Source organism: Arsukibacterium sp. (assembly GCF_018402695.1).
Lineage (GTDB): Bacteria > Pseudomonadota > Gammaproteobacteria > Enterobacterales > Alteromonadaceae > Alishewanella.
Genome location: NZ_JAGYIM010000011.1, coordinates 82,697 through 102,356 on the forward strand (window position 1 = coordinate 82,697; position 19,660 = coordinate 102,356).

Here is a 19,660-nt window from a genome sequence, read left to right on the forward strand (position 1 = left end):
CATGTTGCAGTTTGATCAGGTCAGTAAAAGTTATCCCGGTGGCTTTGTCGCGCTGGACCGCATCAGTTTCCGGCTGGAGAAAGGCGAGATGGCCTTTTTGACTGGCCATTCTGGTGCAGGTAAAAGCACATTGTTGAAACTGATTAGCCTGATTGAGCGTCCCAGTGCCGGCAGGGTATTAATTAACGATATTGAGTTAAGTCGGATTAAACGTAGTCAGATCCCTTATGTCCGGCGCGATGTCGGTATTATTTTTCAAAATCACCGTCTGCTGATGAACCACACCGTATTTGACAATGTGGCTTTGCCATTGGTGATTGAGGGATTTACCGGTAAAGAAATGGTAAAGCGGGTGCATGCAGCACTGGATAAAGTAGGCTTGCTGGATAAAGTACGCTGTTTGCCAGCTACGTTATCTGGCGGTGAGCAGCAGCGGGTGGGTATTGCCCGGGCGGTAGTAAATAAGCCGCCATTGTTGCTGGCAGATGAGCCCACAGGCAACCTGGATCCAGACTTGTCTAAAGACACGATGCGGGTTTTTGAAGCGTTTAATCAGGTAGGCGTCTCGGTACTAGTTGCTACCCACGATCTTGGTCTGGTAGCAAGGATGAAATATCGCACTCTTACCCTGAAACATGGCCGGATGATTAACGACGGTTTATTGCAATATCAGGAGCCGGTATGAGTATTTTATTTACCGGCAGGGCAACGGGCGCAGCTGCAAAGAAAATTGGTTTACTGCGCCGCTTTATTATGTTTTGGCTTAATCATGCCCGCCAGGCCGTTGCCAGTCTGGGCGAGTTATGGCGAACCCCCTCTGCGTCTATTTTAACCATCGCAGTACTCGGGGTCAGCTTAACATTGCCGGCAACTTTGCATTTGCTGGTGAAGAATATGCAACAGATCAGTAGCAGCTTTACCCAGGCAGCAGAAATCAGTTTGTATATTCGTGAACAAACCCCAGCAAATCAGGTGCAGAGCCTGGTAACTATTTTGCAGGCTGATCGTGATGTGGCAGAGGTTATCTTTGTCAGCAAGCAGCAGGCCATGACAGAGTTTCAGCAGATATCTGGTTTTGGTGCTGCGCTTAATTATCTGGAAAGTAATCCGTTACCCGATCTCATCCGGGTGCTACCGAAAAATACGGCACCGCAGGCAGCCGAAGCACTGTTGCAGCGGCTGAGTAGCGAGCGGATAGTTGATTTTGCCAAGCTGGATATTGACTGGTTAACCCGCTTAAATGCCATTGTCAGCATGTTGCAACAAGCGGTAGCTATTATTGCGTTGTTGCTGTTAAGTGCAGTGTTACTGATAGTGGGTAACACGATCCGCTTATCCATTATGAATAAAAAAGACGAGATTGAAGTGATGAAATTGGTAGGCGCTACCGATGCCTTTATTCAACGGCCATTTTTATATACCGGTGTCTGGTTTGGCATTTTTGGCGGACTGCTGGCTTTTCTGGTGGTTGAATTAATGCTGTGGTGGCTGCAAGGCGCTATCAGCAATGTAACAGCGCTATATCAGAGTGATTTTACGCTAATGGCCATGAGCTTCCGTGAATTCATAGGCTTATTGCTGATTGCTGTGCTACTTGGCCTGGCAGGGTCTTATCTGTCAGTACGCCGCCATATAAGCGCTATTGAGCCGACCGGGCCGTAAATAATAATTAATTATTAAAGTGTCATTTTTAGAATAACCAGTTCTTAAAAACTTTTAATCGACAATTAGCACTCTTGCGTAAAGAGTGCTAATATAGTCGCATTCGATTGAAACAGGATTGGCAAAACATGACAATTAAAGCAGATAAATCAGAATTTATGCCGCTTACCGTCGCTGCCAGCGGCAGCCTTGAGGCTTATACTCACGCCGTTAGCACCATTCCAATGTTAACTGCCGAGCAAGAGCGTAGTTTAGCTGAACGTCTACAGCAGGACGGCGATTTGACAGCCGCCCGTCAGCTTATTATGTCTCACCTGCGTTTTGTTGTTCACATCGCCCGTAGTTATTCCGGATATGGTTTACCTATCAGCGATTTGGTGCAGGAAGGCAATATTGGTCTGATGAAAGCGGTTAAACGCTTTGACCCGACAGTGGGTGTTCGACTGGTGTCTTTTGCAGTGCACTGGATTAAAGCAGAAATACATGAATACGTACTGAAAAACTGGCGTATTGTCAAAATTGCCACCACTAAAGCACAGCGGAAGTTATTTTTTAACCTGCGCAAAGCCAAAAAGCATCTGGGTTGGTTTAATCAGGATGAAGTGAAACACGTTGCTGAATCACTGGGTGTGGCAGAGCATGAAGTTCGGGAAATGGAATCCCGGATGAGTAATTACGACATGCCTTATGACGCACCAGATGAAGATGACGATTCAGCTTTTACGGCACCCGTATATTATTTACAGGATAAAGCGTCTGATCTGGCGGTGCAGGTGGAAGATGAGCAATGGGATAATGCAGCCGCAGACCGTTTACAGGCAGCGATGCGCACACTGGACGACCGGAGCCAGGATATCGTCCGGGCACGCTGGCTGGATAATAATAAGTTAACTTTGCAAGAGTTAGCAGAGCGCTATCAGGTATCAGCTGAACGGGTTCGCCAGCTTGAAAAGAATGCAATGAAAAAACTACATTCTGCGCTGAGCTGATTAACGCTCTGACACGGGAAAAACCTGCTACGGCAGGTTTTTTTGCTTTACAGCCAGATTTATTGGGGTGCAGAAATAGCCGGTGCAGTAAAGCCGGCAGCTACGACATCGTGCTCTTGTGGTAGCAGTGCAGAAATTCTAACGAGTTCAATGCCATGCTTATTCAACATTGGCAGGTTTTTCTTCAGAAATTCATAAGTTTGCGGGTAGGGGTGGCCAATAGCTATCGCTACCTGATGACGTTTAGCTATCTGCAGCAGTTGTTGAAACTGGCGCTGCAACGCTGCCTCAGACAAATCGTTATCGAGGAAAACATGGCGGCTTAAGCTGGCTACACCATATTGGCGGGCATATAAGCGGGCTTTGCTTTGCGGAGTGGTCAGACTGTCAACAAAGAAAAGCTGGCGTTGTCGCAGATATTCCATGGTCCAGGCCATCGGCTGATCGAGCTCTGTGTACAGGCTACCCATATGATTGTTTACCCCAATAGCATATGGAATGTCAGCCAAAGCCTGTTGCAAGGCTTCACGTACTTGCTGACGGCTCATATTGCGGGTCAGCGCACCTGGCCCCAGACTTTTGCGATTATTGGCTTCCATTGGCATATGCAGCATTACGTCTTTTTGCTGTGAAAACGCCAGTTGTGCTGACTTTTGACCGTAAGGCGTATGGGGTAACACTGATAAAGTAAGTGGATAGGGTAAGGCTACCATCTTCAAATCAGCTTTCTGATAGCCGATATCGTCGATAATAATGGCAATACGCGGCGTCTCTGCCAGCGCTTCAGTACTGAGCAACCCAGCCAATATCAGCCCAAATATAGTTATACGCACGCGGTTATTATTCCTGTTTACCGGTTCTGTCTGCCAGTGAGTGATGGTCAGATCATCCTGTTATTGGCTGATATATTGGCGTATGCCAACACGGGCCGCAAGTCATTTTTATCCCTTGTTTTTGCTCAGCCACGACAACGGGTTAACTGCGTCGCCTTTCTCTCTGATCTCGAAATAAAGGCCGGCGTCAGCCTGGCCACCACTCATGCCAACCAGTGCAATGGTTTCACCAGCGATAATTTGCTCGCCGGGTTGCTTCAAAATATTCTGATTGTGGCCGTAAAGGCTCATAAAGCCCTCGCCATGGTCCAGCACTATGACCCAGCCATAGCCCTTTAACCAGTCAGCGTATATTACTCTGCCATCAGCAATAGCTTGAACCGGGTTCCCTTCCCTGCCGCCGATTAAAATTCCACGAGATCGCATACCGCCCTGACGGTTTTCACCAAACCCTTGTAGCAGGGTACCGTTTAACGGCCAGCGCAGCTTGCCTTTATTGGCGCTTAAGCCCAACAGCTCCAGGCTACGTTCGGCTAATGCCCGCAGTTGGTCAATCGTATTTTGTAAGCTGGTCTCGTTCTGGCGCAGGTAACTTAGCTGATTTCCTTGCTCTTTCAGTAGCTGTTGCAGTTGGCTGACAGCTTTTTGCTGCTCTGCTTTTACCGTAAGTAACTGTTGCTGCTGCTGTTGTTGCTCAGTCAGTATGGTCTGAAGCTGTTGCTGCTGTTCTGCCAGCTGTTTGCTTATTTGTTCCAATTGCAAAACAGTATTATTTATTTCTGCCAGCTGTTTTACCCTGGCACGGTTAAAATACTGATAGTAAGTCAGTGCCCGCTCCAGCTTACCGGCATCCTGCTGGTTTAGCAGCATGCGGGTGTAATCGTGTTGCCCAAGGCTGTAAGCGCTTTTTAACTGCGCCGCCAACTGACTTTGCTGCTGTTGCAGATCAAGCTGCAACTGTCGTTGCTGTTGGTTAAGATCCTCACCGCGCTGCTTAAGCTGCGTAAGTTGCTGCTCGGTTTGCCTGAGTTCAGCGGAAGCCCCGGCCAGCTGGCGGTCTGACTGTTGCAGTAGTTGCTCTGCTTTATTAAGTTGCTGTTGTTGTTTTTTTAGCTGGCGCTCAGTCATTTTTATTTGCTGTTGCACCTGTTCCAGTTCTTGCTGCTGTTCTGCTTGCTGACGCGCATCTACCGGAAGAGTAAAAGTAAGACAGCATAACACCAGCAGCCACAAAGACCGCGGGTATGCTGGAGGGATTAAGCGTATTCTCATCAGCTGCCGGGTTAGCTTTTTTTAAGTTGCATCAGCACTTTACCGGTCATTTCAGCAGGTTTAGGCAATCCTAACAGCGATAGCATGGTAGGGGCGATATCACTTAAAATTCCCCCCTCTACCGCTGTGGCAGGGCGACCCACATAGATCAATGGCACCGGACCACTGGTATGCGCGGTATGTGCCTGGCCGGAACTTGGGTCTTGCATCATTTCGGCGTTACCATGATCTGCGGTAATTAAACACTCGCCACCGACCTGTTGTAAGGCCTCAACTACCCGGCCAACGCAATGATCTACCGCCTCAACAGCTTTGATAGCGGCCGCCATAATGCCGGTGTGGCCTACCATGTCACCATTCGGGTAGTTACAGATAATCACATCAAAGTCGCCGCTGTGAATGGCCGCAACCAGCTTGTCGGTTAGCTCGGCTGAGTTCATTTCCGGTTGCAAATCATAAGTTGCGACCGAGGGAGAGGGCACTAAAATGCGACTTTCACCGGCAAACTCTGTCTCACGGCCACCGCTGAAAAAGAAGGTAACATGCGCATATTTCTCTGTTTCAGAGATCCGTAACTGTGTTTTGTCATGCTTGGCCAGCCACTCTCCCAATACATTATTTAACGCTTCTGGCGGGTAGGCACAGGGCGCGTCGATATCAGCAGCATACTCGGTAAGCATTACAAAGCTGCTGAGTCTGGGCTGATGCTCCCGTGTAAAACCAGTGAAGTCCGGCTCGGTAAAAGCACGACTAAATTGACGGGCCCGGTCGGCGCGAAAATTCATAAATATTAACGCGTCACCGTCTGCCATCTGCACAGGCTTGTCATCGCTATCAACAATGGCAGTAGCTTGCACAAACTCATCATTTTCGTCCCGCTGATAGGCATTGTGCAGCGCAGTAATCGCATCAGGGGCAGTAAATTTGGCTTTACCGAGGGTAAGCAAATCGTAGGCTTGCTGTACTCTGTCCCAGCGCTTATCTCGGTCCATCGCATAATAGCGGCCAATAACTGAGGCGATCTGACCACTGCCACTGCTGGCAAAGTGTTGCTGAATTTTCTTTAGTGACGCTTCGGCGCTTCTTGGCGGTGTATCACGGCCATCTAAAAAGGCATGCAAGTAAATTGGGCTGGCACCCTGTTGCTCAGCCAGTTTGATCATGGCAAGCAGATGGTCTTCGTGACTATGGACGCCGCCTTCGGACAGCAAACCCATAATATGCACCGCTTTATTATCATGTTTCGCAGCCGTTACGGCTTTAACCAGCACCGGGTTTTGAAAAAAATCACCCTCTTTAATGGCTTTGGTGATGCGGGTGAAATCCTGATAGACCACTCTGCCCGATCCCAGATTAACATGGCCAACCTCTGAATTGCCCATTTGGCCCTCTGGCAAACCGACATCCAGACCAGAGCCGGAAATCAGGCTATGCGGGTAATCCTGCCACAGTTTATCCATCACCGGTGTATTGGCCTGGGCAATCGCATTATTGTCTGTTTGTTCGCGGTATCCCCAGCCATCAAGAATTAATAATACCAGGGGCTTTTTGGGATGACTCATGCTGACTCCGATTTTGATTTAGCTGAACATTTAAGCAAGGCTAGTATCTTACCGCTTTTTCTAACTTTCTCCAGTCCGGATTAACCGTTTTAGGGCTGCTTTCTTATAACAAAATCGTTATACTCAGCCCACTTTAAATGGTTCAGAGTAAGAATGTAACGCTATGGCGCAGTTTATTGAGTTTGTGACTAATCACCCTTTGCTGAGTTTGGCCTGGGTTGTTATTTTTTTATTGATTGTGGGTGGCTGGATAAAGACCCGCTTCTCCGCTATCCGTCAGGTGTCACCAACCGAACTAACCATGTTAGTGAATCGTCAGGATGGAGTAGTGCTGGATATCCGAAATGAAGAAGATTTTAAGAAAGGCCACATAGCTGGCGCCCGGCAGCTAACCGCCAGCCAGATCAATGAGCAAAAATTGGCGGGACTTGAAAAACAGAAAGATGCTCCCATTATTGTGGTATGTCAGGCAGGTATGACTGCACAGAAAAGTGCGGCTGCTCTGGCTAAACAGGGTTTTAGCAACGTCGCTGTATTGCAGGGCGGAATGGGAGCCTGGTCCAGTGCCAGCCTACCCGTAGTCAAAGCAAAGAGGTAAGCATGGCAGAAGTGATTATTTACACCAAGGCGTATTGTCCTTATTGTGTTCGCGCCAAGTCGTTACTTGATCAAAAACAGGTTGCCTACCAGGAAGTGAAGATTGATGAGCAACCAGAGCGCCGTGCTGAAATGATTGAAAAAGCCAACGGTCGCTCAACTGTGCCGCAAATTTTTATTGGTACAATTCACATTGGTGGATGCGATGAGATGTTGGCGCTAAATGCAGCTAACAAGCTCGATCCACTGTTAACCGCATAACTTAAACTAGGAATTATTCATGGCCGAACAACAGGCAAATGGTGTTGCAAACGAGCAACAGGCACAGGGTTTACAATTTGCTATCCAGCGGATATTTGTAAAAGACATTTCATTTGAAGCGCCAAACGCGCCAGCAATTTTCCGCAAAGAATGGAAACCTGAAGTAAAACTTGATTTAGATACCCGCAGCGAAAAAGTGGAGGAGGGGGTTTACCAGGTCACGTTATCGTTAACTGTAACAACCATGGTCGGTGAAGAAACCGCGTTCCTGTGTGAAGTACAACAAGCCGGCATTTTCTCTATCGGTGATCTGGAAGAAAACCAGCTGGCGCATATGCTGGCAGCATTCTGTCCGAACATTCTGTTTCCCTATGCCCGTGAAGCGGTATCAAGTCTGGTTAATCGTGGCACCTTCCCGCAGCTGAACCTGGCACCGGTAAATTTTGATGCTCTATTTGCACAATATCTGCAAAAGCGTCAAGCCGAAGGCCAGGACGTTAAAGCTGACGCTTAAGCCGATGAGTAACGCAGCGATTGCGGTATTAGGGGCGGGGTCGTATGGCACCGCCCTTGCTATTTGCCTGGCTCGTAACGGTAACCCGATAACCCTATGGGGGCGAAACAGCCATGACATTGAGCAAATGCAGCAACAGCGCTGCAATCAGAAGTATCTACCCGACATCCGTTTACCTGACAGTTTAACGGTTAGCGCCGACCTTAAGGCTGTGGTCCAAAGCAGTCGTGATATATTGGTTGTTGTGCCCAGCCATGCGTTTGCTGATACCTTACAACAGATCAAACCGTTTTTGCCTGCTAATGCCAGAGTTGCCTGGGCAACTAAAGGCCTGGAGCCGGAGACGGGCCGCCTGTTACAAGATGTAGCCCGCGAAATTCTTGGCGAACAGGTTGCGCTGGCGGTTTTGTCAGGCCCTACTTTTGCCAAAGAAATGGCAGCGGGAATGCCTACAGCAATAACCTTATCATCGGTAGATCAGGATTTTATTAACCGGCTATCAGACTTACTGCACTGTGCAAAAAGCTTCCGGGTTTACACCAACCCCGATTTTATTGGTGTTCAGTTGGGTGGGGCCGTTAAGAATGTTATTGCTATTGGTGCTGGCATGGCCGATGGTATTGGTTTTGGAGCGAACGCCAGAACCGCACTCATTACCCGTGGATTGGCAGAAATGAGCCGGCTAGGATGTGCCCTCGGTGCTCAGAAAGACACGTTTATGGGTATGGCAGGCCTGGGTGATTTAGTGCTGACGTGCACTGACAATCAGTCGCGTAACCGCCGCTTTGGTTTGCTGTTAGGTCAGGGGAAAACGGTTGACGAAGCCATGGCGACGATAGGCCAGGTCGTGGAAGGTTATCGAAATGCTAAAGAGGTATTTAACCTGGCGCAGCGTGTTGGTATTGAAATGCCTATTTCAGAGCAGATTTTCCAGGTTTTATACCAGAATAAAGACGTTAAACTGGCTGCCGTCGATTTGCTGGGCCGTGAAAAACGTGACGAAGTTAATTAGGTGTTAACCTGCTGCCTTTTTTATTAATTTGTTTTCTTTTGCCAGCAGTGCCGGTATCTCACTGGCTGGCAATGCCTTACTAAATAAATTTCCCTGTAATTTATCACATCCCATCACGTGCAAAAGGTAGGCTTGCATTTCATTGTCGATGCCGCTGGCCGTAACCTCTAGCTGTAAATAGCCTGCCAGCCGGATTAAACTTGCAGTAATATTACGTTGTTGCTCTTTTTGCTCCATCTGGTTGATAAGACTTCGGGCAATTTTGACGCCATGCAGTGGCAACTGGCGTAAAGTGGTCAGAGATGAGATCCCATCACCGAAGTTGTCTAATACCAACTGAAAACCTAAATCGTTCAGCGCTGACAGCCGGCTATGCAAGTTTGCACTTGGTTGCTGAAAAATCCTTTCGTCCAACTCAAGGGTAAAATACTCAGCCTGCAGTTTGTGATCCTGCAGACAGCCGTTGAGGTATTCAATAAAATCGACTTGTTGAAAATGTTGGACTGAGATGTTTAGTGCAACCCGACCCCGAAGTTGGTTTGTTTGTAACCACAGTTTTATTTGCTGACAGCTTTGTTTGAACACTAAACGATCCAGAGTAATAATCATGCCGCTTTGTTCTGCCAGTGCCAGAAAGCTCTGAGGTTGCATAATACCGCGTTTTGGATTATGCCAGCGTAGTAGTGCTTCATAGCCAACCACCCGGTTGCTGCTGATACTTAACTGAGGCTGGTAGTAAACAATAAAATCGTCCTGATGCAGACTCTTGCTCAGCTCAGTTTGCAGTGCAAGAAATTCAGTTGCGTGTTGTTGTAACCTACTGTCAGCGAAGCAAAATTGACTGGTACCGCTTCGTGCCGCATTTAGGACAGCACGTTCAGCACTGTGCATGATGGCGCTTGCATCTGTACCGTCTTCCGGATAACGGCTGATGCCAATACTGGCATATACCTGACTAGGCTTGCTGATAATATTAAATTGGTTAATTTGCAATAATACCTGATGCGCCAGTTGGTTTAGCGGTAATTCAACTGGTGATGTGCAAAGATGGGGGGCTACTAATATTGCAAAGCTGTCACTACTGTATCGACCAACAGTAAATTGTGGCGAAATACTCTGGCGTAACCCCTGCGCTGCTTGGGCAATTCTTTTGGCACTACTGTGATTGGTTCCGGAGTGCTCAGAGCCAAGTAACTGGTTAAACTTGATCAGCAACAGGGCGGTCGTGGGATAAAGGTTGGTGCAGCAGGCAATATTGCTGGCAAGTTGCTCTTCCAGCATAATCCGGTTCGGCAGGCTGGTCAGTGGGTCCCGGGTCAGGTTATTTAGCTGTTGCTGATCGGCTCTTTTACGTTCGGTTATGTCCTGAGCAACCAGCAAATATCGGGCTGCTGGCCATGCGGTATTATTGCTTTGAGTGATAGTCAGACTAACAGCAACTAAATCATTTTTAAGTTGCCACCAAACCTCTCCTTGCCAGCTGCGTTGTTGCTGCAATGCTTGCTGGATATCTTGCCAGGCGGTTTGTTTGGCTGCCGGGTCAAAATACATGCAGTGACAAAGGTTCTGATCCTGGGTAAGCTGCTCCAGTACATTGCTGGCAATTAGCAGTTGGCAATCCTGATCCAGCACCGCTACCAAAGCCCTGGTATCAGCGAGCAGTTGACGTAATACTTTTTGCTGAGCTTTTTGACTGGCTCGTTGCTGTTGGACAAACCACCAGGCCACGATGCCAGCCACAACCAGACCTGCGGCAAAAGCCGATAGTAAAAGGGTCACCGGGGTAGCTGAAAGCCCATCAGCAATCATTGCCTGGACCGAAAAGGCCGGCAGCAGGGCGAAAAAACACAGCCAACCTGACAGTGGCATAACAGAAACGTCCTTGTAATATACACAATACCGCTTAAATATAGCTGGCATACCGGTCCTTAAGCAAATTAAATGATGATATTTTCGCCAGCCCCGGCCAATTAACGCCTTTAATTCTGGCAGTACAGGGTGTAAATTAAGGCCCCGTAATAATTTGGCAGCGGCTTTTATGTTTCATATTGCATTGTTCGAACCCAAAATTGCTCCCAACACCGGAAATATCATCCGGTTAGCTGCCAACACTGGTTGTCGTTTGCATATTATCGAGCCAATGGGATTTGATTTCGAAGAGAAGAAGCTACGCCGGGCCGGGCTGGATTATCATGATCTGGCTAATGTCAGTCGCTATGCTGATTACCAGACCTTTGCTATTGCGATGGCAGGGAAAAGGATCCTGGCATTAACTACCAAAGGGAGTCAGCCGTTTCAGCAGCAACACTTCCGGGCAGATGACATTTTGTTGTTTGGTTCGGAGACGTCAGGCTTACCGGATTCAGTACGCGATACCATTCCTGCGGACCAGCGGATCCGGTTGCCGATGCGGCCAGGTGCCCGTAGCCTTAACTTGGCTAATACTGTAGCAATTGTCTGTTACGAGGCCTGGCGCCAGCATGACTTTGCCGGCGGGGTTTAGTTATCAATTCTGTTGATTATCGACGGCTGTAAGTTCCGCCAGAAACTGGTTAATGGCAGTAAGGGCGTGTTGTCGGATCCCGTCTTGCTCCATCCAGATTTCATGATGAGCTCCGGTTATAAGAACTCGTTTTTTGTAGAGCTTTACTGGTAAACGCTGGAACCAATTGTTCTGAGCACGATTGCTGACAATCTGATCTTCAGCAGCCTGTAATAGTAGTACCGGGACGTTGAACTCTTCAGCCTGCAATTGAATGTGGGTCATGGCGTGAATTGCCTGGGTGAGCCATGCCCAGCTTACGCCCCCTAACTGGCTGTCGGGGTACTGCTGATAAAGACGCTGCAGCCACTGATAGCGTGCCTCGCTATGGGTTAGCAGATTGCCGGCAAATGGCTTTTCCAGGTACTTAGTCTGCCCGGGGAAATATTGCCGGTTATCCCATTTCAACTTATCCCTGAGCCAGCCATACCCAGCAACTAAACGGCTGGCAAGAGCTGATGGTATGCTGCCGGCACTTAGACCAAACATTGGAGAGCCAAAAATTACAGCGTTGAACGGGTGGGTAGATTGTTGTAAATACCTGCAGGCAATAGCCGCTCCCATTGAATGAGCCAGCAGTAAATGCTGTTGGTGACCGGCAGGCTTCACTATTTCAGTGACAAACTGGTCAAAATCGCTGACGTAATCCTGAAAGTTGCCGACATAGCCCAGATGAGGGTCGGGATGTAAACGGGCTGACTGGCCCTGGCCACGGTGGTCCAGAATAAATACGCTATAGCCAGCGGTGATAAACTCCTGCATTAACTCAATATACTTTATCGCCATTTCAACCCGACCGGTACTGAATACCACTGCTTGAGTCTTTTTGTCGGCCAGATAATAACTGTACCTCAGTCGGGTCTTGTCGCCACTAAGCAGGTCGGCGTGTACAAACTTCTGCCACAATGGCAGTAACTGTTGTTGCCAATGTTCGGCAAACTTTTTTTCCGTTATGCCAGCGTTGATGGGGGGCATCATATCTGGTCGGCCCGCGTTGTCGCGGCAAGCCGCGGTAATTTTACCTGCACAGATAAGCCAGGACTTCGATTCAATGCCTGCACAGTGCCGTTATGCTGATGAACAATTTTAGCGACGATAGCCAAGCCAAGGCCGGTGCCACCGGTTTGCTGGGTGCGGCTGTCGCTAACCCGGTAAAATGGTTGAAACACAGCTGCCAGCTCGGCGTCTGGCAGACCTGGTCCCTGGTCGCTGATTTCTAACAGTACGTGTTCGGGCTGTTGCTGCAGGCTAAGACGGATAGTGCTGTCAGTTGGGCTGTATTTAATAGCATTGCGCAGAATGTTTTCTAACGCCCGGCTTAACAACCGGCCGTCTGCATCCAGCCACAGTTGCTCAGGAGCGTCGAGTAACAGCCGTTGTTGCTTGCTGTCTGCTTCAACCCTGTTCAGCTCAATTAACTCGGCGAGCATCTCTGTCAGGTCGCAAGGACTAAAATCTAATTGATACTGGCCGGCATCAAGTCTGCTAAATGTCAGCAATTCATCCAGCATTGTATCAATGCGTTCCAGTTCCTGCTTAAGTCTGGGCAATTGCTGCAAATTCTGTTGTTGTTCTGCCAGGCCTAATGCCAGCTGCGCACGGGTCAGGGGGGAGCGTAACTCATGTGAAATATCACGTAGCAAACGTTGCTGATTCTGCAGTAGATCACTAATCTGCTCTGCCATGGTGTTGAAGCTACGACCAAGCTGACCCAGTTCGTCGCGTCGCTTTGCCAGCTTGCGGACCCTGCTGTTGAGTTTACCGGAAGCAAAGGACAGATTTTGTTGCAGCAGTTCCCGTAGCGGCCGGGAAATAGATACTGCCAGAATAAAACTGGCGGTGGCAGATACAGTCAGTAGTAAAAAAATCAGTACTGGCTCTGATAGCGCACGCAGGCTCCACCAGGCCCGTCGCGGGCGCTGCCGCTGCTGATACAGCGCCAGTTGTTCACCGGCAACCTCAATCACAAAAGGCCCCGCCAGATAGACATTGCGATGCCGTAACAAGCGTGGTCGGTTAAGTTGAGCCAGTTCTGTCAACCAGTGAGGGTCAAAACGGGCAGGCAAGGCCTCGGGGTTAAGCAGTTGCTGGTCTGCGTTATTCACTACCAGCCAGCGATTACGTTCATCCTGCGCCACTTGTTGCAACAAACTGGTACGGTCAATACTTTGTGTCAGTGGTGCCAAATGACGTTGCATTTGCTGGCTGAGTGACGGAGGTAACCGGCGAATGTCAGTTGGGTCAGTCAGGCTGCGCGATATCAGCAGGGTCAGACAAACTGTTGACAGCAAGACCAGCCAGAACCAGACGAAAATACGTCCGGCAAGTGAGTTGACAGGGTTTAACCAGCGCAGCATATTCAAAGTGGCCCACTGAGAAACAAATAGCCACTGCCGCGCAATGTCTGAATTTTTTCATCACTAGCAAACTGGCTGAGCTTTTTCCGTATGTTACTGATATGCATATCCAGACTACGGTCATACAGTTGCAAGCGTCGGCCTAATACCTGCAGGCTTAGCGTTTCTTTACTGACCAGCTGGCCAGCATGGCGCATCAGCATTTCCAGCAACTGAAACTCGGTCGCAGTCAGGCTGATGTCATGTTGTTGGCAACGTACCTGACGGTTTCGTGGGTTCAGGGTCACCTGATTAACCTCAAGTAACTGCGCAGATTGATTGTTATCATGATGGGCCAGCTCTACCCTACGCAAAATCGCTTTCACCCGGGCCTGTAATTCTCGCGGGTTAAATGGCTTGGCAAGATAATCGTCAGCGCCAAGCTCAAGGCCAATAATCCGGTCAACGTCTTCGCCGCGGGCGGTTAGCATTAACACCGGACAATAATTATCATTGCGCAACGCTTTTAGCAGGCTGAGCCCGTCCAGCCCGGGCAACATCACGTCCAGCAAAACCAATTGATAGTTACCGGTTTGCGCTTTGGTTAAACCACTAATACCGTCGTGCACTGCCTCGAACTGATAGCCATCCATCGCCAGGTAATCGGCCACCAGCTGGCATAATTCGATGTCATCATCAATCATTAAGATAGCCGTCATCCCAACTCCTTTTAGCCCAGTTTATCGAAGGTCGTGTTTGCTGCCAGTGTCTTTACTGAACCTTTACCTGAGCTTTGCGTTACTTTGCATTTGAGCCACTATGCTGTCAGGGTCATAACTATGGAGTAAAAATCATGAAAGCAATAACGTTATTGTTAACTCTTGCCGGCCTATTGATAGTAACCGGCAGCGTTAATGCCGGGCATCATAGCAAGCCTGAACAAACAGACAAGTCTTATAAGATGCAGCGTGGCGGCTTGTCATATCAGAAAATGCTGGCCGGCGTTGACCTTACAGCTGCTCAGCAACAGCAACTGCAACAACTGCTGCAAGAGCATAAGGCCAGCAGACCTGACCGGGAACAAGCTGTAAAGGCACGGGGCGCGCTGCGACAGCTGATCGAAGCGGATTACTTTGATGAAGTCGCGGTCACTGAGTTGTTACAACAGCAACAACAGCAACAATTGGCACAGCGGGTGGCCCGGTTAAAACTGCGTCATCAGCTATACCAGTTGCTGTCGCCGGAACAACGGCAGCAACTGGCTGAAAAGCATCAACAGCGCAAGCTTAAGTGGCAGCAACGAAGCAACCGGGAAAGCCAGTAAAGCTATTCAATTTCCAGCTCTTTAAGTTTGCGCGTTAAGGTATTGCGGCCCCAGCCCAGACATCGGGCCGCTTCCTGTTTATGGCCACGAGTGAAGTGCAGCGCCTGCTGCAGCACAATTCGTTCAAACGCCGGGCTGGCTTCGGCCAGAATATTCTGCTCACCGGCGCTAAGCTTATCCTCTACCCAGCTGGCCAGCTGGCTTTGCCAATCACCGCTCTGAGCAGTAACCGGTTTAGAATTGCTTTTTGCCGGTTGGGTTAACTCTGGCGGCAGGTCCGCGACCACAATATGTTTGCCGCTTGCCATTACGGTCAGCCAGCGACAGCTGTTTTCCAACTGACGAACATTGCCGGGCCAGTCCAACTGGCTTAAGAACTGCTCGGCTTCTTTAGTCAGGGTTTTGGCTTCCACGTTCAGCTCTTTGGCGGCCTGTTGCAAAAAATGCTGCGCCAGTCTGGCGATATCTTGTTTGCGATCTTTCAGTGGCGGCAAATGCACCCGGATCACGTTCAGCCGATGGAATAAATCCTCCCGGAATTTACCCTCCTGCGCTAGTTGCTCAAGGTTCTGGTGTGTCGCCGCAATAATCCGTACATCCACTCCAACGGCCTGATGTCCGCCAACCCGGTAAAACTGACCATCAGCCAGCACCCGTAGCAAGCGGGTTTGCACATCCAGTGGCATATCACCAATTTCGTCTAAAAATAGGGTACCGCCGTCGGCCTGTTCGAAACGGCCTTTACGTAAATTGTTGGCGCCGGTAAATGCGCCTTTTTCGTGACCAAACAGTTCTGACTCGATTAAATCTTTGGGTATTGCCGCCATATTAAGTGCGATAAATGGTTGCTCTGAGCGTGGGCTATGTTTATGCAGTGCACGGGCTACCAACTCTTTGCCGGTACCTGACTGGCCGTTAATTAATACGCTGATACTGGAGCGGGCCAGCCGGCCAATAGCCCGGAATACTTCCTGCATTGCCGGCGCTTCGCCAATAATCTCCGGGGTAATACTGGCAACTTGCGGTTTCTGCTTTGCTTGCTGACTATGGCTATGTTGCAGGGCGCGACTGATCAATGCTACGGCGTCGTTAACATCAAAGGGTTTTGGCAGGTATTCAAAAGCCCCGCGTTTAAAAGCATTGACGGCGCTGTCCAGATCTGAGTGGGCTGTCATAATAATTACCGGTATTTCCGGCGCCAGGTCTTGCAGTTTTGCCAGCAATGCCATGCCGTCGGTGCCGGGCATTCTGATATCGGACACCACCACTGCTGGTTGCTCGTATTCCAGGCGTTGCAGCATCAAATCGGCTGAAGCAAAGCTTTCACACAGAATGTCAGCCCGGCCCAGTGCCTTTTCTAACACCCAACGAATTGAGTTGTCATCGTCAATAATCCAGACGGTATCACTCATTGCGTTATTCCTCCGTGTCTGAGATAGGCAAATATAAAGTAAATTCTGTTTGGCCAGGCCAACTGTCGCAGTCTATCCAACCACCATGCTGATGAATCAACGTCTGGGCAATGGACAGACCAAGGCCAGTACCACCGGCCTTGCCGCTCACCATCGGGTAAAATAAGGTATCTTTAATCTCGGCGGGAATGCCCGGACCGTTATCAATCACCTTAATAAAAGCGACTAATTTATAGCGCTTACCATTCAGGGTATGCTGATGCAAAATACGGCTCTGTAAACAAATAGCACCGCCGTCCGGTAGCACCTGCTGGGCGTTGCGGACGATATTGAGTAACGCTTGTTCCAATAATTCAGGATCAAAGCTGAAATCCGGAATACTGGGATCATAGTCCCGACTAAAACGGGCTTTTGCAGGATTATCCATTAGTGCCAGTTGCAGCACCTGCTCTATGACTTGATGCAGATTGGTAGTGACTTTCTGAGGCGGCCGGTAGGGGCCAAGCAAACGGTCTACCAGATTACGTAAGCGATCGGCCTGTGCAATAATTAACTGGGTATATTCTTTTTGCTCTTCATCCAGCGACTCTTCCAGTAGTTGTGCCGCGCCCCGCAGACCACCTAACGGGTTTTTTATTTCATGAGCCAGGCCCCGGATAAGCTCCCGCGCCGCTAAGTGCTGATGTTGCTGCAGGCTTTCCATACTGATCTTCCGCTGCTGGTCTACCTGGCGTAGCTCCAGCAGTAAATGATTGGCCGGCTGCTCACTAACTGTCAGCGAAATATCCAGCAACAGGTGCCTGCCATCAAGCAACACTGCCTGCACATCGCTGACACTGAAACCTTGTTTGCTGTTTAATGCGGCCGATAAATGGTTGGCTTTAATATCAAGATGCTGAAATAACCCCGGAAAATACTGGGCAGTTAAACGTTTCTCGCCTAGTCCCATTACGGCACAACAAGCGGTGTTAAAGTAGCGCAGCATTAAATCACGGTCGAGCAGCAGCACCGCTGTGGTGAGCTGTTCAGCCAGCGCCATAAAATCAGGTTGTTTGCTTTGGGTTGTCACACTGCCACCTCTGTTGCACCAAGTTAGTGCAGGTGATTGGCAGTGTAATCGGTTTCGAACCGAAATACAGCCTGGGCTGCCCTAATTGGGGTTAATTACCGACGCTCTGTGAAGATAGAAGGTTGTGACAGGACTGGTTGCAATAAGCTTGCCGCTTTGATCAAATAATTCCATTTGCAAAGTATGCTCGCCGCGTTCAACGTCGCGCAGGATAAAAGTGGCTTTATTCTGCGGCTCACTCAGTGCGGTACCATCAACGACCAACCTGACTTGCAAGCCTCGTTGAAACATCGGCGTAATCCGGCCAGACACATAGACTGAACCGGTATTATCGCGCACTGTACCATTGTTTTCTGGTTGGGCAATTTCAATTTTGAAGGGTTCAATTTCAACAGGTTTCCTGGCGGGCAGGTTAGTTCCGGTTGACTCCATGATATTTGGGCGACTTGATAAGTTTACTTCTTCGGCACCTGGCTGTGGGCTGTCAGAAAATATCAATACACCATTGGCATCTTTCGTGACAAAAATACGATTTTCCTGCGCCTGCAGCGGCAGCATGATTATCAGTAAAGTTAATAACAACAGTAACTTATTTATGTGCATATCACATCCATTGATGTTGCATTTTAATTATTCTTATCACACTTTAGCGCGCTTTAATAAAGAATTCTACCAAAAAAAAGGCCCACCAAGGTGGGCCTGATTCGGGGAAGCTTTTGTTATACGCTGTAATACAGTTCAAACTCGAGCGGGTGCACCGCTACCGACACGCGGCGCGACTCGGCACGTTTAATCGCAATGTAAGCATCAATCATCGCATCAGACATTACGCCGCCCTTAGTGAAGATGGCGCGGTTTTTGTCCAGTTCGTCCATTGCCTCGTCCAAAGAAGTACATACTTGTGGAATATTCGCGGCTTCTTCTGCTGGTAAATCATATAAATCTTTATCCATGGCATCGCCAGGATGTATTTTATTCTGAATTCCGTCTAAACCAGCCATTAACTGGGCAGTGAAGGCCAGGTAAGGGTTAGCTGCGGGGTCCGGGAAGCGGCATTCAATCCGGCGCGCTTTGGCACTGGGTACCAGTGGAATACGAATTGACGCAGAACGGTTACGGGCTGAGTAAGCCAGCATTACCGGCGCTTCAAAGTGTGGCACCAGGCGCTTGTAAGAGTTAGTTGACGGGTTAGTAAAGGCGTTTATAGATTTAGCATGCTTGATGATACCGCCAATGTAATACAGCGCTAGTTCTGACAAACCGGCATATTTATCACCGGCAAACAGGTTCACGCCATCTTTGGCTAATGACTGGTGACAGTGCATACCTGAACCGTTATCGCCAACCAGCGGCTTGGGCATAAAGGTGGCAGTTTTGCCGTATAGATGAGCAACGTTGTGTATAACGTATTTTAATTGCTGTACTTCATCGGCTTTTTTGGTCAGCGTATTAAAGCGGGTAGCAATTTCGTTCTGACCAGCAGTAGCAACTTCGTGGTGGTGTGCTTCAACGACCTGGCCCATTTCTTCCAGCACCATACACATAGCGCTACGGATATCATGACCCGAATCTACTGGCGGTAGCGGAAAGTAGCCCCCTTTCACGCTTGGACGGTGGCCTTTATTACCTTCTTCATAAGCGGTTCCTGAGTTCCAGGCCGCTTCAGTCGAGTTGATTTTAAAGAATGAGCTGGCCATTGTGGTTTCAAAACGAATGTCGTCAAACATAAAAAATTCTGGCTCTGGGCCAAATAACACGGTGTCAGCGATCCCGGTTGATTTTAAATATTCTTCGGCGCGCTTGGCGATTGAGCGCGGGTCGCGGTCATAGCCTTGCATAGTGCTCGGTTCAATAACATCGCAGGTTACGTTCAGGGTTGTTTCTTCAAAGAATGGATCTAACACAGCGGTGCTTGGGTCTGGCAGCAAAATCATGTCTGAGTCGTTAATGCCTTTCCAGCCAGTAATAGAAGAGCCGTCAAACATTTTACCGTCTTCAAACATGTCTTCGGTGACCTGGCTTACCGGAATACTGACATGTTGCTCTTTACCTTTAGTGTCGGTAAAGCGCAGATCGACAAATTTAACGTCGTTTTCTTTAATTAGTTTTAATACTTCCGATGCAGACATGCATTCCTCCAATTGACCCGATTTGAACACTGAATTAGTGATTGCCCTGTTAAATGCCAGATATATGCCAACATATAACTATATTGATTTTAATGTATTTATTGAAAAAGCAGCTTCTGGGGTGAACCAGTTTGCACCAATGTGGT

At 48.8% G+C, this 19,660-nt stretch carries 20 protein-coding genes; 9 read left to right on the forward strand and 11 right to left on the reverse strand.

All coding sequences use genetic code 11. The features are described 5' to 3' along the window. Window position 1: 1 nt before the first annotated feature. The 3 genes from ftsE to rpoH all read left to right on the forward strand — a co-directional run bounded on the left by ftsE (window position 2) and on the right by rpoH (window position 2,651). Window positions 2-685, forward strand: coding sequence for a cell division ATP-binding protein FtsE (gene ftsE / locus KG631_RS05195; protein WP_097112429.1), 684 nt, complete (start codon window positions 2-4; stop codon window positions 683-685). Next, window positions 682-1,662, forward strand: a complete 981-nt coding sequence (ftsX, locus tag KG631_RS05200; RefSeq protein WP_213996176.1) for a permease-like cell division protein FtsX — start codon at window positions 682-684, stop codon at window positions 1,660-1,662. Before ftsE ends, ftsX begins: the two co-directional genes overlap by 4 nt. A 128-nt stretch (window positions 1,663-1,790) precedes the next feature. Next, complete coding sequence (gene rpoH, locus KG631_RS05205) at window positions 1,791-2,651, forward strand: RNA polymerase sigma factor RpoH (protein WP_213996184.1); 861 nt, start codon at window positions 1,791-1,793, stop codon at window positions 2,649-2,651. A 59-nt stretch (window positions 2,652-2,710) separates the two neighbouring features. Here the strand turns inward: rpoH and KG631_RS05210 are convergent, their stop codons facing one another. From KG631_RS05210 to gpmM, 3 genes are all read right to left on the reverse strand, one after another. After that, a complete protein-coding gene (locus tag KG631_RS05210; RefSeq protein ID WP_213996187.1) occupies window positions 2,711-3,484 on the reverse strand; it encodes a divergent polysaccharide deacetylase family protein in 774 nt (257 codons plus the stop codon). Window positions 3,485-3,592: 108 nt separating this feature from the next. Then, entirely contained in the window at window positions 3,593-4,756 is a 1,164-nt protein-coding gene (locus tag KG631_RS05215; RefSeq protein WP_213996188.1) for a peptidoglycan DD-metalloendopeptidase family protein, read from the reverse strand. An 11-nt stretch (window positions 4,757-4,767) separates the two neighbouring features. Next, window positions 4,768-6,318, reverse strand: a complete 1,551-nt coding sequence (gene gpmM / locus KG631_RS05220) for a 2,3-bisphosphoglycerate-independent phosphoglycerate mutase (RefSeq protein WP_213996191.1) — start codon at window positions 6,316-6,318, stop codon at window positions 4,768-4,770. Window positions 6,319-6,481: 163 nt separating this feature from the next. Between gpmM and KG631_RS05225 the strand changes: the two genes are divergently transcribed. Genes KG631_RS05225 through gpsA form a run of 4 tightly spaced genes read left to right on the forward strand, consistent with a single transcriptional unit; the run spans window position 6,482 to window position 8,702 of the window. Beyond that, window positions 6,482-6,916, forward strand: coding sequence for a rhodanese-like domain-containing protein (locus KG631_RS05225; RefSeq protein WP_213996196.1), 435 nt, complete (start codon window positions 6,482-6,484; stop codon window positions 6,914-6,916). Window positions 6,917-6,918: 2 nt separating this feature from the next. Beyond that, window positions 6,919-7,176 (forward strand): glutaredoxin 3, encoded by a 258-nt coding sequence (gene grxC / locus KG631_RS05230; RefSeq protein WP_213996199.1) that lies wholly within the window; start codon window positions 6,919-6,921, stop codon window positions 7,174-7,176. 19 nt (window positions 7,177-7,195) lie between these two features. Continuing rightward, window positions 7,196-7,690 (forward strand): protein-export chaperone SecB, encoded by a 495-nt coding sequence (gene secB / locus KG631_RS05235; protein ID WP_213996200.1) that lies wholly within the window; start codon window positions 7,196-7,198, stop codon window positions 7,688-7,690. Between the two features lie 4 nt (window positions 7,691-7,694). Next, complete coding sequence (gene gpsA / locus KG631_RS05240) at window positions 7,695-8,702, forward strand: NAD(P)H-dependent glycerol-3-phosphate dehydrogenase (RefSeq protein WP_213996201.1); 1,008 nt, start codon at window positions 7,695-7,697, stop codon at window positions 8,700-8,702. A 3-nt stretch (window positions 8,703-8,705) separates the two neighbouring features. On the opposite strand, the gene KG631_RS05245 is transcribed toward gpsA, so the two are convergent. After that, window positions 8,706-10,571: an EAL domain-containing protein gene (locus KG631_RS05245; protein WP_213996204.1), complete on the reverse strand. Its 1,866-nt coding sequence runs from the start codon at window positions 10,569-10,571 to the stop codon at window positions 8,706-8,708. A 169-nt stretch (window positions 10,572-10,740) separates the two neighbouring features. Between KG631_RS05245 and KG631_RS05250 the strand changes: the two genes are divergently transcribed. Continuing rightward, window positions 10,741-11,205, forward strand: a complete 465-nt coding sequence (locus tag KG631_RS05250; RefSeq protein ID WP_213996206.1) for a tRNA (cytidine(34)-2'-O)-methyltransferase — start codon at window positions 10,741-10,743, stop codon at window positions 11,203-11,205. Between the two features lie 3 nt (window positions 11,206-11,208). Here KG631_RS05250 and KG631_RS05255 read toward each other — a convergent pair whose 3' ends face one another. The 3 genes from KG631_RS05255 to KG631_RS05265 are packed head-to-tail and all read right to left on the reverse strand — an operon-like array spanning window position 11,209 to window position 14,299. After that, a complete protein-coding gene (locus KG631_RS05255) occupies window positions 11,209-12,222 on the reverse strand; it encodes an alpha/beta fold hydrolase (protein WP_213996208.1) in 1,014 nt (337 codons plus the stop codon). Then, a complete protein-coding gene (locus KG631_RS05260) occupies window positions 12,219-13,601 on the reverse strand; it encodes an ATP-binding protein (protein WP_213996210.1) in 1,383 nt (460 codons plus the stop codon). Before KG631_RS05260 ends, KG631_RS05255 begins: the two co-directional genes overlap by 4 nt. A gap of 2 nt (window positions 13,602-13,603) precedes the next feature. Further along, a complete protein-coding gene (locus KG631_RS05265) occupies window positions 13,604-14,299 on the reverse strand; it encodes a response regulator transcription factor (RefSeq protein ID WP_213996216.1) in 696 nt (231 codons plus the stop codon). 134 nt (window positions 14,300-14,433) lie between these two features. Here KG631_RS05265 and KG631_RS05270 point away from each other — a divergent pair, with 134 nt between their 5' ends. Continuing rightward, on the forward strand, window positions 14,434-14,904 hold the full coding sequence (locus KG631_RS05270; protein WP_213996219.1) for a periplasmic heavy metal sensor: 471 nt from the start codon (window positions 14,434-14,436) through the stop codon (window positions 14,902-14,904). Between the two features lie 2 nt (window positions 14,905-14,906). Here KG631_RS05270 and glnG read toward each other — a convergent pair whose 3' ends face one another. The 4 genes from glnG to glnA form a co-directional block, all read right to left on the reverse strand. Then, window positions 14,907-16,316, reverse strand: coding sequence for a nitrogen regulation protein NR(I) (gene glnG, locus KG631_RS05275; protein WP_213996223.1), 1,410 nt, complete (start codon window positions 16,314-16,316; stop codon window positions 14,907-14,909). A 4-nt stretch (window positions 16,317-16,320) separates the two neighbouring features. Further along, on the reverse strand, window positions 16,321-17,385 hold the full coding sequence (gene glnL / locus KG631_RS05280) for a nitrogen regulation protein NR(II) (protein WP_213996227.1): 1,065 nt from the start codon (window positions 17,383-17,385) through the stop codon (window positions 16,321-16,323). 81 nt (window positions 17,386-17,466) lie between these two features. Further along, window positions 17,467-17,988, reverse strand: a complete 522-nt coding sequence (locus tag KG631_RS05285) for a DUF4124 domain-containing protein (RefSeq protein ID WP_301003623.1) — start codon at window positions 17,986-17,988, stop codon at window positions 17,467-17,469. Between the two features lie 116 nt (window positions 17,989-18,104). Then, window positions 18,105-19,514, reverse strand: coding sequence for a glutamate--ammonia ligase (glnA, locus tag KG631_RS05290; RefSeq protein WP_097112448.1), 1,410 nt, complete (start codon window positions 19,512-19,514; stop codon window positions 18,105-18,107). Window positions 19,515-19,660 lie beyond the last annotated feature (146 nt).

Excerpts from the sequence above, each read along its gene's own strand:
- ftsX (WP_213996176.1), top strand. The coding sequence starts at position 682 with ATGAGTATTTTATTTACCGGCAGGGCAACGGGCGCAGCTGCAAAGAAA.
- KG631_RS05225 (WP_213996196.1), top strand. The coding sequence starts at position 6,482 with ATGGCGCAGTTTATTGAGTTTGTGACTAATCACCCTTTGCTGAGTTTG.
- ftsE (WP_097112429.1), top strand. The coding sequence starts at position 2 with ATGTTGCAGTTTGATCAGGTCAGTAAAAGTTATCCCGGTGGCTTTGTC.
- glnG (WP_213996223.1), bottom strand. The coding sequence starts at position 16,316 with ATGAGTGATACCGTCTGGATTATTGACGATGACAACTCAATTCGTTGG.
- gpsA (WP_213996201.1), top strand. The coding sequence starts at position 7,695 with ATGAGTAACGCAGCGATTGCGGTATTAGGGGCGGGGTCGTATGGCACC.
- gpmM (WP_213996191.1), bottom strand. The coding sequence starts at position 6,318 with ATGAGTCATCCCAAAAAGCCCCTGGTATTATTAATTCTTGATGGCTGG.
- KG631_RS05260 (WP_213996210.1), bottom strand. The coding sequence starts at position 13,601 with ATGCTGCGCTGGTTAAACCCTGTCAACTCACTTGCCGGACGTATTTTC.
- KG631_RS05250 (WP_213996206.1), top strand. The coding sequence starts at position 10,741 with ATGTTTCATATTGCATTGTTCGAACCCAAAATTGCTCCCAACACCGGA.
- grxC (WP_213996199.1), top strand. The coding sequence starts at position 6,919 with ATGGCAGAAGTGATTATTTACACCAAGGCGTATTGTCCTTATTGTGTT.
- rpoH (WP_213996184.1), top strand. The coding sequence starts at position 1,791 with ATGACAATTAAAGCAGATAAATCAGAATTTATGCCGCTTACCGTCGCT.
- KG631_RS05270 (WP_213996219.1), top strand. The coding sequence starts at position 14,434 with ATGAAAGCAATAACGTTATTGTTAACTCTTGCCGGCCTATTGATAGTA.
- glnA (WP_097112448.1), bottom strand. The coding sequence starts at position 19,514 with ATGTCTGCATCGGAAGTATTAAAACTAATTAAAGAAAACGACGTTAAA.
- KG631_RS05255 (WP_213996208.1), bottom strand. The coding sequence starts at position 12,222 with ATGATGCCCCCCATCAACGCTGGCATAACGGAAAAAAAGTTTGCCGAA.
- KG631_RS05285 (WP_301003623.1), bottom strand. The coding sequence starts at position 17,988 with ATGCACATAAATAAGTTACTGTTGTTATTAACTTTACTGATAATCATG.
- KG631_RS05245 (WP_213996204.1), bottom strand. The coding sequence starts at position 10,571 with ATGCCACTGTCAGGTTGGCTGTGTTTTTTCGCCCTGCTGCCGGCCTTT.
- KG631_RS05215 (WP_213996188.1), bottom strand. The coding sequence starts at position 4,756 with ATGAGAATACGCTTAATCCCTCCAGCATACCCGCGGTCTTTGTGGCTG.
- secB (WP_213996200.1), top strand. The coding sequence starts at position 7,196 with ATGGCCGAACAACAGGCAAATGGTGTTGCAAACGAGCAACAGGCACAG.
- KG631_RS05265 (WP_213996216.1), bottom strand. The coding sequence starts at position 14,299 with ATGACGGCTATCTTAATGATTGATGATGACATCGAATTATGCCAGCTG.